Annotated in this window: 12 protein-coding genes and 1 tRNA gene; 6 read left to right on the top strand and 7 right to left on the bottom strand. The window is 50.3% G+C overall.

The features are described from left to right. Positions 1–64 precede the first annotated feature (64 nt). A complete protein-coding gene (locus HMPREF3022_RS02450) occupies positions 65–895 on the bottom strand; it encodes a symmetrical bis(5'-nucleosyl)-tetraphosphatase (RefSeq protein ID WP_070765093.1) in 831 nt (276 codons plus the stop codon). Positions 896–964: 69 nt separating this feature from the next. Further along, positions 965–1,354, bottom strand: coding sequence for a RidA family protein (locus HMPREF3022_RS02455; protein ID WP_003746001.1), 390 nt, complete (start codon positions 1,352–1,354; stop codon positions 965–967). 170 nt (positions 1,355–1,524) lie between these two features. Between HMPREF3022_RS02455 and yaaA the strand changes: the two genes are divergently transcribed. Further along, positions 1,525–2,304: a peroxide stress protein YaaA gene (gene yaaA, locus HMPREF3022_RS02460; RefSeq protein WP_070765094.1), complete on the top strand. Its 780-nt coding sequence runs from the start codon at positions 1,525–1,527 to the stop codon at positions 2,302–2,304. A gap of 79 nt (positions 2,305–2,383) precedes the next feature. Then, positions 2,384–2,474 (top strand) — tRNA-Ser (locus tag HMPREF3022_RS02465). A 241-nt stretch (positions 2,475–2,715) separates the two neighbouring features. Here the strand turns inward: HMPREF3022_RS02465 and HMPREF3022_RS02470 are convergent. From HMPREF3022_RS02470 to HMPREF3022_RS02490, 5 genes are all read right to left on the bottom strand, one after another. After that, complete coding sequence (locus HMPREF3022_RS02470) at positions 2,716–4,320, bottom strand: ABC transporter ATP-binding protein (RefSeq protein ID WP_049331281.1); 1,605 nt, start codon at positions 4,318–4,320, stop codon at positions 2,716–2,718. Positions 4,321–4,344: 24 nt separating this feature from the next. Then, positions 4,345–5,253, bottom strand: a complete 909-nt coding sequence (oppC, locus tag HMPREF3022_RS02475; protein ID WP_003683112.1) for an oligopeptide ABC transporter permease OppC — start codon at positions 5,251–5,253, stop codon at positions 4,345–4,347. 72 nt (positions 5,254–5,325) lie between these two features. Beyond that, positions 5,326–6,246, bottom strand: a complete 921-nt coding sequence (gene oppB / locus HMPREF3022_RS02480; protein ID WP_036490316.1) for an oligopeptide ABC transporter permease OppB — start codon at positions 6,244–6,246, stop codon at positions 5,326–5,328. 233 nt (positions 6,247–6,479) lie between these two features. Then, a complete protein-coding gene (locus HMPREF3022_RS02485; RefSeq protein WP_049331283.1) occupies positions 6,480–8,276 on the bottom strand; it encodes an aminopeptidase P family protein in 1,797 nt (598 codons plus the stop codon). Between the two features lie 75 nt (positions 8,277–8,351). Beyond that, positions 8,352–9,971, bottom strand: coding sequence for an ABC transporter substrate-binding protein (locus HMPREF3022_RS02490; protein WP_063068242.1), 1,620 nt, complete (start codon positions 9,969–9,971; stop codon positions 8,352–8,354). A gap of 330 nt (positions 9,972–10,301) precedes the next feature. Between HMPREF3022_RS02490 and HMPREF3022_RS02495 the strand changes: the two genes are divergently transcribed. From HMPREF3022_RS02495 to HMPREF3022_RS02510, 4 genes are all read left to right on the top strand, one after another. Then, positions 10,302–11,372, top strand: a complete 1,071-nt coding sequence (locus HMPREF3022_RS02495) for a porin (protein WP_049331286.1) — start codon at positions 10,302–10,304, stop codon at positions 11,370–11,372. Positions 11,373–11,496: 124 nt separating this feature from the next. Beyond that, positions 11,497–13,014: a polyamine aminopropyltransferase gene (locus HMPREF3022_RS02500; RefSeq protein WP_349267151.1), complete on the top strand. Its 1,518-nt coding sequence runs from the start codon at positions 11,497–11,499 to the stop codon at positions 13,012–13,014. 166 nt (positions 13,015–13,180) lie between these two features. Beyond that, a complete protein-coding gene (locus HMPREF3022_RS02505; RefSeq protein ID WP_049331288.1) occupies positions 13,181–13,648 on the top strand; it encodes an FxsA family protein in 468 nt (155 codons plus the stop codon). Between the two features lie 178 nt (positions 13,649–13,826). Further along, a complete protein-coding gene (locus HMPREF3022_RS02510; RefSeq protein ID WP_049331289.1) occupies positions 13,827–15,674 on the top strand; it encodes a lytic transglycosylase domain-containing protein in 1,848 nt (615 codons plus the stop codon). Positions 15,675–15,834: the final 160 nt, after the last annotated feature.

The raw sequence follows: 15,834 nt of genomic DNA on the forward strand, positions 1-15,834 counted from the left end.
TGTGATAGGGCGCAATATATAAGGCCGTCTGAAACATTTCAGACGGCCTTTTATCTTATCCAAACTATTTCAATGCCGTTTTCCAATCCAATCCGCCCAACGACGGTACCTGTATCACTTCATTGGTATCCAAATTGACCGCTGTCAGCTCTCCACCCCACAATGCGCCGGTATCCAAAGCAATGACCTGATCGGTATTAACGTAACCCAATGACGACCAATGTCCGAACACGGTAATATAATCCAAATTCTGCCTATCGGGCGCTTTAAACCAAGGGCGCAGGTAAAGCGGCATTTTTTTCAGAGTGGATTTATATTCGTAATCCAATTCGCCTTTGTACGTCAGCGCCCGCATACGGGTAAAGACGTTAATAATCATGCGTAGGCGCTCATAGCCTGTCAAATCGTCCGTCCACTCGGTCGGCTTGTTGCCGTACATTTTGCCAAAAAATTTCCTGTATTTTTTACCTTGCAATTCAGCCTCGGCTTCACGGGCAAGGCTTTCGGCCTTATCAACCGACCATTGCGGCAAAATACCGGCATGCACCATCACATGCCTGTTGCCGCGCACCAAAAGCGGTTGATGACGCAGCCAGTCCAATAGGGATTGACTCTCGGGATGGGTCAAAATCGGCTCAACCGTATCGCTGCGCTTGAGCGTTCCTTCACCGCAACCGACGGCCAAAAGATGTAAATCATGATTGCCCAAAACCATTTGCACGCTACTGTCATGCTCTTTGGCAAATTTCAGGGTTTCCAAGGACTTCGGGCCGCGATTGACAATATCTCCAACCAGCCAAAGGGTGTCCGTACCATGATTAAAGCCGATTTTGGCAAGCAGCAAAGTCAGCTCGTCAAAACAGCCTTGAATGTCTCCGATTGCGTAATGTGCCATTATTATTGTTTTCCGTTGTTATTATTTTCAGACGGCCTCAAGCCCAGCCCAGGCCGTCTGAAACATCAATTATGCGTTTAAAACCAATACTGCTTCCGCTTCAACCTGAACGCCTTTAGGCAGGCTGGCCACACCAACCGCCGCACGCGCAGGGAAAGGTTGCTCGATAAATTCAGCCATCACTTCATTGAACACGGCAAAGTTGGCCAAATCGGTCAAATAAGCATTGAGTTTGACGATATCGTTTAAAGAACCGCCGGCCGCTTCGGCTACGGCTTGCAGGTTTTTAAATACTTGCACTGCTTCGGCGCGGAAGTCGCCATTACCGACCACAGTCATCGTGGCCGGATCCAAAGGAATCTGACCGCTCATATAAACCGTATCGCCTGCGCGGACTGCTTGGCTGTATGCGCCAATTGCGGCAGGGGCTTTGTCAGTATGGATAATGGTTTTAGACATGATATTCTCCTCAAGTAGAAATGTCAGAAACAGGTGGAAGCTTCGAATTTTACTTTCAACAGAAATACGTTTCAATAAAAGCATTCAATTAATGCGTTTAGCCCGTCTTGTTCTTCCTCGATTTTAAACCTACAATCCCACACATTATTCATTTCAAAGCCGAAATTATTATGTTTTTTGTCTTATCCCCAGCCAAAAACCTCAACGAAAAAGACCCCTCCCCCGTCAGCAGCTTTACCCAGCCCGACCTTCTGCCCGAAGCGGAAATCCTGATGCAGGAGTTGCGTCAGCTTGCCCCTCAACAAATCGCCGAGCTGATGCACGTTTCCGACAAAATCGCCCTGCTCAACGCCGAACGCAATGCCGCATGGCACACGCCGTTTACACCTGAAAACGCCAAGCAGGCCGTATTTATGTTCAACGGCGACGTCTATGAAGGCATCGCCGCCGATACGCTCAAGCCGGAACAAATCGACTACCTGCAACAACACGTCCGCCTGCTCTCCGGCCTATACGGCGTATTGCGCCCGCTCGACTTGATGCAACCCTACCGCTTGGAAATGGGCACGGCCTTTGCCAACACGCGCGGCAAAAACCTCTACGAATTTTGGGGCGATAAAATTACCGACCTGCTCAACCAAACGCTGAAGCAGGCCGGCAGTGACGTTTTAATCAACCTCGCCTCACAAGAATATTTCAAATCCGTCAACACCAAAAAACTCAACGCACGCCTGATTACGCCGATTTTTAAAGACGAGAAAAACGGCAAATACAAAATCATCAGCTTCTACGCCAAGCGTGCACGCGGTTTGATGGTACGCTACGCGGCAGAACACGGCATTACCGAGCCTGAAATGCTCAAAAATTTCGACTACGAGGGATATTCATTCAATGAAGCAGCTTCAAACGAAGCCGAATGGGTATTCATGCGTGAAGAACAATCCAAATAAAAACAAAATACTAGATATTTTCCCTAAAATACCACTTGGCAAAGGCCGTAAGTTCCATTAGTATTACGGCTTCAAGAATGGAAGCGTGGCAGAGCGGTTTAATGCAACGGTCTTGAAAACCGTCGAGGGTTGATAGCCCTCCGTGAGTTCGAATCTCACCGCTTCCGCCATCCTTGATAAGGATATAAAGACTTGATTGATTCAAGTCTTTTTTTATTTTTGTCCTTTTGAAATTTAAGTTTATGTTGACGGGTCAACATTATCGATAAACAAAAGGCCGTCTGAAACTTCCCTATCTGGTTTCAGACGGACTTTTAAACTTTATACCTATCCAAGTACCCCTTCCCTGTTTATAACCAAATACAAAAGCAAAGGCCGTCTGAAAACTACTTCAGACGGCCTTTGCTTTTTCTACAAATCAAACGCGGCGTTAATCAAACGTTTGGTGTAGTCGTTTTGCGGATGGTGGAAAATCTGATCCGCGCTGCCGTACTCAACCATTTTGCCCTGCTTCATCACAATCACATTGTCGCTGACGGCGCGCACGACAGACAAATCATGACTGATGAACATATAAGTCAGGCCGTATTTCTTCTGCAAATCGCGCAAAAGTTCGACCACTTTGGATTGTACGGAACGGTCAAGTGCAGAAGTCGGCTCATCTAAAAGGATGAATTTCGGGCGTAGGATAACGGCGCGTGCAATGGCGATACGCTGACGCTGGCCGCCGGAGAACTCATGCGGATAACGGTTGAGCGCGTCAAGCGGCAGGGACACTTCCTTCATGACTTCCAAAACGCGTTGGATACGTTCTTTTTTGGTCATCTCGGGATGATGAACCGTCAAACCTTCGCCAATAATTTCGCCAACGGTCAGACGCGGGGAAAGCGAACCGAACGGATCTTGGAACACAATTTGCCGTTGCGATTTCAGACGGCGTGCTTCCTCGGCTGTATAGTTTTTCAGGTCTTTGCCTTCAAAGGAGATATGGCCGGTATAAGGCAGCATCTGCATGACGGCTTTGCCCAGCGTGGATTTACCGGAACCGGACTCGCCGACAACGCCCAATGTTTCGCCTTCTTTAATTTTGAGGCTGATGCCTTTGACGGCGTCAAAAGTTTTGAGCGGTTTACCGAAAAAGTTTTGCTTCAATACGAAAGAAACATTGACATTATCGGCATCGATTAACACACCGGCGTTGTTTTCTTCCGGCTCTTTCATGCCTTTTGGAATGGCATTGATGAGTTCGGCGGTATATTCGTGTTTCGGATGGGCAAATACTTCTTTGATTTTGCCGCGCTCGACAATTTCACCGTTACGCATGACGCAGACTGTTTTGGAATAGTGTTCCGCCAAACCCAAATCGTGGGTAATGAAGATAATCGCCATGCCCATTTGCTGTTGCAAATCGTGGAGCAAATCGAGAATCTCGGCTTGAATGGTTACATCCAAAGCCGTGGTCGGTTCGTCGGCAATCAGCAGGTCAGGTTCATTGATGAGCGCCATGGCAATCATAATGCGTTGCAGCTGGCCGCCGGAAAACTCATGCGGATACTGCTTCATACGGCGTTCGGCTTCTTTGATGCCCACACGTTCCAGCAATGCCAATGCTTTTTGTCCTGCCTCTTTTTTGCCGAGCTTTTTATTGTGTACCCGCGCCGCTTCAATCAGCTGCGCACCAATACGCATAAACGGATTGAGCGAGGTCATCGGCTCTTGGAAAATCACGCTGATGCGGTTGCCGCGCAAATCACGCAGGGTTTTCTCATCGGCATCCAAGATGGAAATGCCGTCAAAAGTAATGCGCGAATCTTTACCGTAGCGGGCAAATTTCTCAGGCAACAGGCGCATAACGGACATGGAGGTTACAGACTTGCCCGATCCGGACTCGCCGACCAAAGCCAATGTTTCGCCCTCTGCCACTTTAAAGCTGACATTACGCACGGCATGAACGGTTTTCTCATGCAGCTCAAAATCGATGTCCAGATTTTCTACAACCAGTAACTGTTTTGTCATTTTGATTATCCTTTTGGTTGCGGTTTAGCGGTCTTTCGGGTCGAGCGCATCGCGCAGGCCGTCGCCGATAAAGTTGAAACAGAACAAAGTGGTTACCAAGAAGAAACTCGGCACGAGCAGCTGCCATGGTGCAGCTTCCATCGAAATCGCACCTTCTTGCAACATCGAACCCCAACTGGTCATCGGCTCTTGCACGCCCAAACCCAAGAAGCTCAAAAAGGATTCGAACATAATCATGCCCGGTACCAGCAAAGAGGCATACACCATCACCACACCCAAAACATTCGGAATAATGTGGCGCGTTACGATTTTACGTTTTGCCACGCCGCTCACACGCGCCGCTTCGACAAACTCTTTGTGCTTCAGGCTCAAGGTTTGACCGCGCACGATACGCGCCACGTCCAGCCAAGACACCAAACCCACGGCGGCAAAAATCAAAAGCAGGTTGCGGCCGAAGAATGTGGTCAGCAGAATCACGAAAAACATAAACGGAAACGCGTTCAAAATTTCCAAAAAGCGCATCATCAGCGAATCGAGCTTACCGCCGATAAATCCGGCAATCGCGCCATAAAGCGTACCGATGACAACGGCCACCAATGCGCCGGCCACACCGACCAGCAAGGAAATACGTCCTCCGGTTGCCGCGCGCGACAGCAAATCGCGGCCAAGCAAGTCCGTACCCAGATAGTGATGGGTAGAAAAGGACGGCGGAATCTGCATATTGTCCCAGTCGGTGAAGTCGTAGGTGTAACGGACAATCCATGGCGCCACAATCACAAAAATGCTGATCAGCAACAGGATGATAATGCTGTACACCGCCGCTTTGTTTTGTTTAAAACGCCTCCATGCGTCACTCCACAGGCTTTTGCCGTGTACTTGGGCGTATTCTGCTGCCTCTGCAAGGGCCTGAGTCTGCTTCTTTTTAAATAACATAATGCTCTCTCTCGCTTTTTATTCTTTCTTCAGGCCGTCTGAACGTTTCAGACGGCCTTTGCGCAAATGGGATTAATAACGGATTTTCGGGTCAATAATGGCATACAGAATATCGAGGATGGCGTTGAACAAAATGGTCATGATGCCCACCAAAATCGTCAAACCCAAAATCATGCCGTAGTCGCGGTTGAGCGCGCCGTTGACAAACAATTGTCCGACGCCGGGAATACCGAACACGTTTTCAATCACAATGGAGCCGGTAATGATGCCGACGAATGCCGGACCTAAGAAAGAAACAATCGGCAGCATGGCGGGACGCAGCGCATGGCGCAGGATGATGCGGCTCATGGGCAGGCCTTTGGCGCGTGCTGTGCGGATAAAGGGGCTGTTCAATACTTCGATCATCGCGCCGCGCGTAATCCGCGCAATACTGGACACATAACCGATGGACAAAGTAACAACGGGCAAAATCAGATTCATCAGTGCGCCATCGTTCCAGCCGCCGGCAGGCAGCCATTGCAGTCTGACGGCAAACACCAGCACCAATACCGGCGCCATCACAAAGCTGGGAACGACAATACCGGTCATCGCACCGCTCATCAGCGCATAATCCAGCCAGCTGTTTTGTTTTAAGGCGGCGATAATGCCGATAAACATGCCGAAGATAGCGGCAATCAAAAAGGCGTAGAAGCCAAGTTCTGCCGATACCGGCAGGGATTGGGCAAGCAACTCATTAACGCTGAAATCTTTATATTTGAACGACGGCCCCAAATCCCCCTGTGCCAACTGCTTGAGGTAGTGGAAATATTGGAGGTACATCGGATCATTGAGGTGGTATTTGGCTTCGATGTTGGCCATGACCGCAGGCGGCAAATTGCGTTCACCTGTGAACGGGCTGCCCGGTGCAAGCCGCATCAGGAAAAAAGATACGGTAATCAACACCAGCATGGTCGGGATGGAAGCACATATCCGTTTGATGATGAATTTCAACATAATCAGGCTGTCCTGTCTGAACATACCGGACTCGTGAAAACAAAGCTGACCTGAAGCGGAAATCGGATGAATGGCAGCAGGCATCTTTAACGTCGCCGCGCCGGTTTCTCTCTCTATTCCGACCGGGTTATTGTTTTTATTCGGAGTCGGGTAAGGTTTTTTTAGTTTTTAGATAATTGTTGTTATAAGGCCGTCTGAAACTTTGTATCCGCCGTTTCAGACGGCCTTTCACATTAACGCGCCAAAGGTTCGGTGCGTTCGATCAGCCATGCTTTGGCCGCGCCTTCTGTCAAAGGCTCGAGACGGCGGCGCACTTCAGCGTGATATTGGTTCAGCCATTCGATTTCGCTGCCGGTCATCAGTTTGGTATCAATCAGGCGCGTATCGATTGGGCAGAGGGTAACGGTTTCAAAATACAGGAATTTGCCGAACTCGGTTTCCTCAGGGTTTTCAACCGGACGGTTGATTACCAGGCTTTCGATACGGATACCCCACTTACCCGGACGGTAAAGACCCGGCTCGTTGGAAGTCAGCATGCCTGACTGCATCGCGTGATGCGGTTGCGGCACGGCGGCAACGGCAATGCTTTGCGGGCCTTCATGCACATTGAGGAAATAGCCCACGCCATGACCGGTACCGTGACCATAATCGCATTGTGCCTGCCAGAGCGATTTGCGGCAGATGGCATCAATCATCGGGCCTTTGATGTTTTCAGGGAAAATGGTCTCAGCCAGAGAAATATGCGCCTTCAACACCAAAGTGTAATCGCGTTTCATGGCCGCACTCGGATTGCCGACAGGAACCACGCGCGTGATGTCGGTCGTACCGCCCCAGTATTGGCCGCCGGAGTCAATCAGCAGCATACCGTCGCCTTTGATTTTACTGTTGTTTTCTGGTGTCGCACTGTAATGAGGCAAGGCGGCATTGGCATTGTAGCCCGCGATGGTATCGAAACTTGGCGAAATAAAGCCGGGACGTTGGCTGCGGTGTTTGTAGAGCATGCCGTCGATATCCAGCTCGCTCAATTCGCCGCCGTCTGCCAAGATTTGTTCAAACTCGGCAAAGAAGCCACACAATGCCGCGCCGTCTTCCGCCATGGTATTGCGGATATGGGCGATATCGGCATCGGATTTGACTGATTTGAAGAATGTGCTTGGGTGGATGGCTTCAATCAAACGAACGTCTTCAGGCAGGCGGCGCAAAGTACCGACAGCAGTTTTGTTCGGATCAATCAGCAATGCGCCCTTAACGCCTGCCAAATAGTCCGCCGCTTGCGCATAAGGCAAAACTTCAAAACTTGCCGCTTTCAAGGCTTCGGCAGATTCGGCTTTCAGACGGCCTGCATCGGTAAACAATACGGCTTTGTCTTGACTGATAAACAGATGGGACAAGAACACAGGGTTGAACGGTACATCATCGCCGCGCAGATTGGTAATCCAAGCGATGTCGTCCAAAGAAGAAACCAAATGCGCATCTGCGCCCTGCTCTTTCATGGCCGCACGGATACGGGCCAATTTTTCGGCCGCCGTTTCGGAAACATAGTCGGGATGGTGAACGTAGATTTCCGGAGTCGGCAATGCAGGACGGTCGTCCCACACTTCGTCCAACAAAGTTTCAGGATATTCGAGGCGGATGTTTTTGGCGGCAAGTGCCTGTTTCAAACCGCGCTCGCCGCTGAGTGCGAACATATCGGCAGGCGCGCCGACGACTGCGCCCTCGGGCAGATTTTGTGCCAACCACTCGGTATAAGGCGCATCAACGCCCATTTTTTGCAGCTCGATGCCGTTTGGCGCGAGCTGTTGGCCTGCCTGTTCCCAATAGCGGCTGTCCGTCCACACGCCTGCTTTATCGGCGGTTACCACCAAAGTACCGGCCGAACCGGTAAAGCCGGAAAAATCGCGACGTGCCTGCCAATGCTCGGGCAGGTATTCGGAAAGGTGCGGATCGGCGGAAGGAATGACAAAAGCGTCCACACCATGTTTTTTCATGGCTTCGCGTAAAGCGGACAAACGTTGTTGTACAGATTTCATGTGTTATGTCTCCTGTTGTTTCAGACGGCCTCTGTCATCAATGCCGTCTGAAAACTTGTACTGTCTATAATCAATCTATTTTTTCGGTGCGAACGACCAGCTCTTGACCGTATAGTTCCGCAAAGGGTCTTTGTCGGAATAGCCGATAATATCGGGTTTGACCATACGCACTTCAACCTGATGATACAGCGGAATCAGTGCAGCGTCTTCTTGAAGCTGCTTCTCCGCATCGGCATAAAGCTGGCTGCGCGCTTCCTTGCTGACACCATCTTTCAGCGTATTGTTCATAAATGTGTCAAACGCCGCGCTTTTGTAGCGGAATGCATTGTTTGAGTTGTTGGATTTCAAGATATTGAGCATACCCGCCGGATCGTTGAAATCGGAACACCAGCCGCTGAACGAAACCTTGAAATTGCCTTGCGCGCGCGTATCCAAATAAGTTTTCCATTCCTCGTTGGACAAAGTCGGACGGATAAACGGAATGGCGGCCTTCCACACCGACTGCACGGCAGTAATTTGTTTTTTAGACGCTTCGCTGGTGCTGTACAAAATATCGAACTCAAGCGGATGGTCATCGTTGTAGCCTGCTTCGTTCAACAGTTTGCGTGCGGTTTCGATGCGTTTTTCAGGCGTCCACTCTTTCCACTCCGGATAAACAGGAATCACGCCCTGCATTTGCGGCGGTGTCAATTGGAACGCAGGCGTATCGCCGCGGCCGCCCACTTTGACGACAATGTCGCGGCGCGTCAGCATATTGAGCGCCTTGCGGACGCGCGGATCGTTAAACGGAGCCGCTTCGTGGTTCGGCTCCAAGTACCAGCTGCACAAAGAAGTTGTACGTTTCACTTGGCCCGGAAACTCAATATCCGCCACTTTGACCTGATCGCTGGGAATACCGTAAGTCACATCAATTTCATTGGCGCGATAACGGTTGTACTCGCCGCTGCCTGACAAGAAAACCGCCTTCGGAATGGCCACTTTGTCTTTATCGTAATAATTGGGATTACGTTCCATATTGATGTGGCTGTTGACTTTCCAATCCGTTAACAGATAAGCGCCACTGGAAACATAATGACCGGGCTGCGTCCATTTATTGCCGTATTTTTCGACAGTGGCGCGATGAACTGGGAAAGTGAATTGCTGAATCAGCATATCGGGGAAATAAGGTACCGGCGCAATCAGCGTAAATTGCAGGGTCTTCGCGTCCAACGCCTTGACACCCAATGTCTCAGGCTTGGCTTTGCCGTTTAATATATCTTCCGCATTTTCCACTTGGGCATCGACCAAATAGCTGCCGAAAGGTGCGCCGGTGGCTGGATCGGCAAGACGGCGGAAGCTGTACACGAAATCTTCGGCAGTAATCGGATCGCCATTGCTCCATTTGGCATCACGCAGATGGAAGGTCCAAATACGCTCGCCCTCGCTCTCCCATTTTTCCGCCAAAGCAGGAATGGTTTTACCTTCGGCATCCGTACCGACCAAACCATCCATCAACTGACGGATAATCGCACCGGCCGCCATATCGCCACTCATTTGAGGATCCAGCGTACCCGGCTCAACACCGTTGCTGACCACCACGCGCTCATAATCGGTACGTTTAAACTCAGGAGCAGGCTTAACATCGCGGCTGCACGCCGACAATGCGAATACGGCAGCCAATGATGCAGCCAACAGCGGATAGGTTTTTCCGGCCATATTTCATTCCTTCTTTTGGGTATTCTTCTTTTTCAGACGGCCTAATTATTCAAACTACACTCAACTACATTTATTTAGAAGTTCTCCAGCATAGTTAAATCATCTATTTCAAACCATGAAAATAGTGTTTTAAACCACATATTCCATCGAAATAATAATAATAGCCGTCTAAGATTGTCGGCAAATTAACACAAAAATACGTAACTGAAAACTATTTTTCAATTTATCCTACGATAAGTTACAAATGTATTGATTTTTTATGTTTTGTCAAATAAGATTATCCGAACTCTTTCGCCATAAGCAAGAAAAAGACATAAAAAGGAGAATCAAATGAAGAAGTTATCTTACTTTATTGCCACTGCCCTCATCGGCTCTTCCCTAAGTGCCGCCCACGCCGAACCTAAAATGAGCGGCACCATCTACATCATGACCGAGGTCGAACACAACAATAAAACCGGTGTAACCAATACAACCATTTCCGATAAAAGTTCCAGTCTTTATCTCTCCGATGAAGTACGACTCAACGACGACTTATGGTTGAAATGGCAACTTGGCTCCTTTATTTACTTCGATTCCGACCGCTGGGGCGGCTGGGGTACTGCCGACTCATACGTCGCGCTCAACAGCTACAAAAACCTTGGCACCGTCAAAATGGGTTACATCAGTACGCCCATGAACAGCATTTATCTGAACCCGTTCGACACCAACAGCCCGATTTTGGAGTTCGGCAAAATTTCTCGCTTCGGCCAACGCCGTGTTTCCATGGCTTATGAGTCGCCTTGGAAAAACGGTTTCCAATTCAAATTCAACGTTTCCCCTGGTTCCAATGCCGCGCGCAACAACAATGACTGGAATCCGGACAAAAAACGTGACGGCGACTGGGTCTTCGGCTGGGGTGTAGACTACTACCACCCCAACAACGGCTTTAACGCGCACTACGCTGCCGAATACGCACCCAATGACTCCCCAACCGAAACTAAAGACTTCCAAGCCCACGCATTCATGGCCGGATACAGCAAAGACAAAATCTCCGTCGATGCCGCGTTCCAATACGCCAAAAATACTTGCGACGGCTTCAGCTGCTGGGGCGTATGGAAAGATGCGGCAGGCAACGTAGCCGGTTCTTACGACAAAGAAATCAACAACACCAAAGAATTTATGGTGTCCGGCTCATACAAAGTGGGCAATTTCAAACCCCAAATCGGCTTCGCCTACGGTAAAAGCTCTATCGGCGAAGACTACAAACACGTCGCCGTCAGCACCGATTACAGCTTCTCCAAACGGACAACCGCCACACTCGGCGCCGGCTGGTTGAAAGAAAACGTCAATCCGAAATACGACGAAGATTTGCCGAAAAAATCTTCTTACGCAGTGGGCATGGTATTCAAACACCGCTATTAATGTCTGACAGATTAAAGGCCGTCTGAAACAATTTGTTCAGACGGCCTTTTCTACATCCTATAATTAAACTTGCAGCCCACCTTAAAAATCATTACATTGCCCACACTCAAGCAACAAAAACGTCATCATGAACGCCCACCGCACCCTCATTATCTCTGTCTTCATCGTCGCCAGCTGCGGCCTCGCTTACGAGCTCATCATCGCTGCGCTTGCAAGCTATCTTTTGGGCGACAGTATTTTGCAGTTTTCCTCCGTCATCGGGCTTTATCTGTTTTCAATGGGCATCGGTGCCCACCTGACCCAATACATCAAAGATAAAGACGTGTTGCACCGCTTTATCGAAATCGAGCTTCTAGTCGGCATCATCGGCGGTATTTCTGCGCTGGCATTATTTGTGGCCTTCGGTTTATCCGCCGCCCCGTTCCGCACCCTGCTCTACGCTTTTGTACTGATTGTCGGCATGGTTGTCGGCATGGAAATTCCTTTGGTCATGCGCGTGTTAAACCAAAAAGGGGCGGAATTTAAAGAACTCGTTTCCAAAGTATTGACCTTCGACTACTTGGGCGCACTTGCCGTCTCGTTATTATTTCCGCTCCTGCTCGCCCCCAAACTCGGCATGGCGCGTTCCGCCTTGTTGTTTGGCATCTTCAACGCCGCCGTCGCCTATCTGACCGCCCGCGTATTCAAATCCGAATTACCCCGCTATCACGCCATCCGTACGCGTGCGTTTATTGTATTGACCGCGCTCATTACGCTCTTCGTCTACGCCGACCGTATTTCCTTTAAAGCCGAACAAAGCTATTTCGGCGATCCCGTCGTCTATCAAAGCCACTCGCCCTACCAACGGCTGGTCGTGACACGCTGGAAAGACGACACCCGCCTCTACATCAACGGTAACCTGCAATTCTCCTCACGCGACGAAGCCCGTTACCATGAAGCACTCGTCCTACCCGCCATGCAGATGGTTCCCAATGCCGAACGCGTCCTGATTCTCGGCGGCGGCGACGGATTGGCGGCACGCGAAGTCTTGAAATATCCGCAGGTCAAAAAAGTTACTTTGGTCGATCTCGACCCCGACATGACCGCCACTTTTAGAACTTCCGCCACCTTAAGCGCACTCAACCAAGGCTCGCTGTCCCATCCCCAAATGCACGTCGTCAACGATGATGCCGCCAAATGGCTGGAAGGGTCGTCTGAAAAATTCGACGTTATCATCATCGACCTGCCCGACCCGTCCAATTTCTCGCTGGGCAAACTTTACTCCGTCCCCATGTACCGCCTCGTTGCCCGCCATCTTGAGCCGCAGGGCAAGATTGTTGTGCAATCCACTTCGCCTTATTTCGCACCCAATGCCTACTGGTCGGTCGTTGCCACCCTCGAAGCAGCCAAGTTGAATACCGCGCCCTATCATGTCTACGTCCCCTCATTTGGCGAATGGGGATTTGTGTTGGCAGGGTTTGACCAAAACTTCCCCATTCCGCAAAAATTCGACGTACCCACCCGCTATCTCAATGCCCAGACCGTCGCTGAAATGTTCCGTTTTCCTCCCGATATGGCAAGGCGCAAGGTGGAAGCAAATTATTTGAACAACCAAATTCTCGTCAGTTATTTTGAAAGCGATTGGAACAATGTGATGCGATAGAATATCTAAAGGCCGTCTGAAACATCTGTCTTCTTTTATCTCCGTTCAGACGGCCTCATCGCCTGTTTACCCTTTTTCACACAGTATTTGCTTGAAAAAATAAGGTTTATCTTTATCTAGATAGAACACAATCGACACTATCCGTTGAATGAAGGAACAAACACTTATGCAGTATTTTGGAATCGGTTTTTTGGTTTTAATCTTTTTGGAAATCATGTCCATCGTCTGGGTTGCCGACTGGATAGGTGGCGGCTGGACGCTGTTTGTGATGACCGTCAGCTTTATCAGCGGTATCTTTATGCTGCGCCATACCGGCATTTCCGGCCTTTTGCTCGCAGGCGCGGCCGTCCGCAGCGGACAAAACATTTCACTCTATCAGATGCTGTGGCCGATTCGCTATACTGCCGCCGCGGTTTTCCTGCTCAGTCCCGGTTTTATTTCAACCGCCGTTGCCCTGCTCTTGCTGATTCCGTTTAAAGGCAACGCGGCCGTTTCTTCTACGCAGTCTTTCCAAAGCCGCCAGACTTACAGCTCCGCCAAAGATGATGAAGACATTATCGAAGGCGAATACACGGTTACGCGCACCAGCAAAGCCGACAAACCGCAAGACTATATCGAACACAAACCCGATTGACGACTGCCTTCATAACAGGCCGTCTGAATTAGGAATACCTCAAAAGTGTTTCATATTTCAGACGGCCTTAGTCTTTTCCGGGCTTTGAAAATGTAAATATCGGTTTGTAATTCGGTTATTCCGCATAAATCATTTAAAATAAGCAACTATTTTGATTCTAAAAACGACACGGTATCCAATGAACGTTCAACGTCTTTTCCCTCTTTCCCTCAGCTTGATTACCGCCGCTGTTTTATCGGCGTGCGCCACCCAAAACACACCGACTGCTTCGAAAACCGAAACCGTCGTTCAGCCTAAATCTACTTCTATTCCTTCACGCCGCGCCGACAGCGAATCCAAAGTCCTGTCCGATTACAGCCAATACCAAAGCGCCATCGATGCCGCCAAACGCGGCGACGATGCTTGGGTACAACAATTTTTATCCCAAGCCAGCGACAGCGCAATGGCTGAAAACGTCCGCAACGAATGGCTGAAAACCTTGGGCGCGCGCGGCCAATGGGATTTGTTCCGTCAAGAATTCAGTAAATTGAACGCCGCCGGCGTCGCACAAGAAGTGCAATGTTATGCCGATTTGAGCAGCGGCAATTACAGCAAAGCCGCCGAGCTGGTTCGCGTTACAGGCAAACTGCCTGCCGGCTGTACCCGCTTGGTTGAAAGCGCGGCAGCTTCAGGCCGTCTGAACACCAACGACGCATGGCGTCGCGTACGCGGCTTGTTGAGCAACAGCCAAACCACGGATGCACGCAACCTCGCCGCCGCATTGGGCAGCCCGTTTGAAGGTGGTGCGCAAGGTGCGACCGAATACAGCCTGTTGAGCGTGATCGGCAAAGATGCACGCAAATCCGCTTCTGCCGCCGCCACCCTGTCCGACATGGAACCCGGCCTCAGCCGCGAACAACGCAGCTTCGCATGGGGCGTATTGGGCCACTACCATGCACAAAGCCAAAACATGCCGACTGCTTTGAGCTACTACGGCCGCGTTTCCGACCGCAAGCAACTGACCGACGAGCAATTGGAATGGTACGCACGCGCCGCCTTGCGCCTGCAACGTTGGGACGAATTGGCAAGCGTGATTCAGCATATGCCTGAAAAACTGCAAAAAGACCCGACATGGCAATATTGGCTGGGCCGCAGCTTTGCCGCACAAGGCAAAAGCAGCCAAGCCAAAGAAATGTATGAAAAAGCTGCTGCTTCCGGCCGCAATTTCTACGCCGTGATGGCAGGTGAAGAGCTGGGCCGCCGCATCAATACGCGCAACAATGTTGCCGATGCCGATACCAGAGACGTCCGCCGCATGAGCGAAGACGGTGCCATCAAACGCGCATTGGTTCTGTTTAAAAACAGCCAAAGCAACGGCGACTCCAAAATGCGCCGTCAGGCACAGGCAGAATGGCGTTTTGCCACCCGAGACTTCAATGAAGACAACCTGCTGACTGCCGCACAAGTCGCTTTTGACAACCAGTTCTACGACATGGCAATCAACAGCGCCGACCGTACCGACCACAAACTCAACTACAAACTGCGCTATATCTCTCCGTTTAAAGACCTGACCGTCCGCTATGCCGCACAGGCAGGCGTTGACCCGGCATGGGTTTACGGTTTGATTCGCCAAGAAAGCCGCTTTGTCATGGGCGCACAATCCAGCGTCGGCGCACAAGGCCTGATGCAGGTCATGCCTGCGACCGCCCGCGAAATCGCCGGCAAAATCGGCATGAGCAGCAGCGAACTCTACACCATGGACGGCAACATCCGCATGGGTACTTGGTACATGGCAGATGCCAAACGCCGCCTGCAAAATAACGAAGTAATGGCCACCGCAGGCTACAATGCCGGCCCAGGCCGCGCCCGCAACTGGCAGGCTTCTTCGCCTTTGGAAGGCGCTATTTACGCCGAGACCATCCCATTCACCGAAACCCGTGATTACGTGAAAAAAGTCATGACTAACGCGACTTATTACGCGTCATTGTTCAATGAGCCGCAAACTTCGTTGAAACAACGTATGGGTACGGTTCCCGGCCGCTATTAATACCCGATAGGCCGTCTGAAAAGTGAGACAGAATCAAACGTTCAGACGGCCTGCAACCTTGACAGACCATCGGGTTTATAAGATAATCGCCCGATTGTTTCCGACCCAAAAGGTCACTTGCACGGCAAAAGCCGACTTGTTAGGAGGTGATGTTTACATC

The sequence above is a fragment of the Neisseria sp. HMSC065C04 genome (assembly GCF_001815375.1).
Taxonomy (GTDB): Bacteria; Pseudomonadota; Gammaproteobacteria; order Burkholderiales; family Neisseriaceae; genus Neisseria; species Neisseria flavescens_D.

Bases quoted from the DNA above. Each gene is read 5' to 3' on its own strand.
- HMPREF3022_RS02450 (WP_070765093.1), bottom strand. From the start codon at position 895: ATGGCACATTACGCAATCGGAGACATTCAAGGCTGTTTTGACGAGCTG.
- HMPREF3022_RS02455 (WP_003746001.1), bottom strand. From the start codon at position 1,354: ATGTCTAAAACCATTATCCATACTGACAAAGCCCCTGCCGCAATTGGC.
- yaaA (WP_070765094.1), top strand. From the start codon at position 1,525: ATGTTTTTTGTCTTATCCCCAGCCAAAAACCTCAACGAAAAAGACCCC.
- HMPREF3022_RS02470 (WP_049331281.1), bottom strand. From the start codon at position 4,320: ATGACAAAACAGTTACTGGTTGTAGAAAATCTGGACATCGATTTTGAG.
- oppC (WP_003683112.1), bottom strand. From the start codon at position 5,253: ATGTTATTTAAAAAGAAGCAGACTCAGGCCCTTGCAGAGGCAGCAGAA.
- oppB (WP_036490316.1), bottom strand. From the start codon at position 6,246: ATGTTGAAATTCATCATCAAACGGATATGTGCTTCCATCCCGACCATG.
- HMPREF3022_RS02485 (WP_049331283.1), bottom strand. From the start codon at position 8,276: ATGAAATCTGTACAACAACGTTTGTCCGCTTTACGCGAAGCCATGAAA.
- HMPREF3022_RS02490 (WP_063068242.1), bottom strand. From the start codon at position 9,971: ATGGCCGGAAAAACCTATCCGCTGTTGGCTGCATCATTGGCTGCCGTA.
- HMPREF3022_RS02495 (WP_049331286.1), top strand. From the start codon at position 10,302: ATGAAGAAGTTATCTTACTTTATTGCCACTGCCCTCATCGGCTCTTCC.
- HMPREF3022_RS02505 (WP_049331288.1), top strand. From the start codon at position 13,181: ATGCAGTATTTTGGAATCGGTTTTTTGGTTTTAATCTTTTTGGAAATC.
- HMPREF3022_RS02510 (WP_049331289.1), top strand. From the start codon at position 13,827: ATGAACGTTCAACGTCTTTTCCCTCTTTCCCTCAGCTTGATTACCGCC.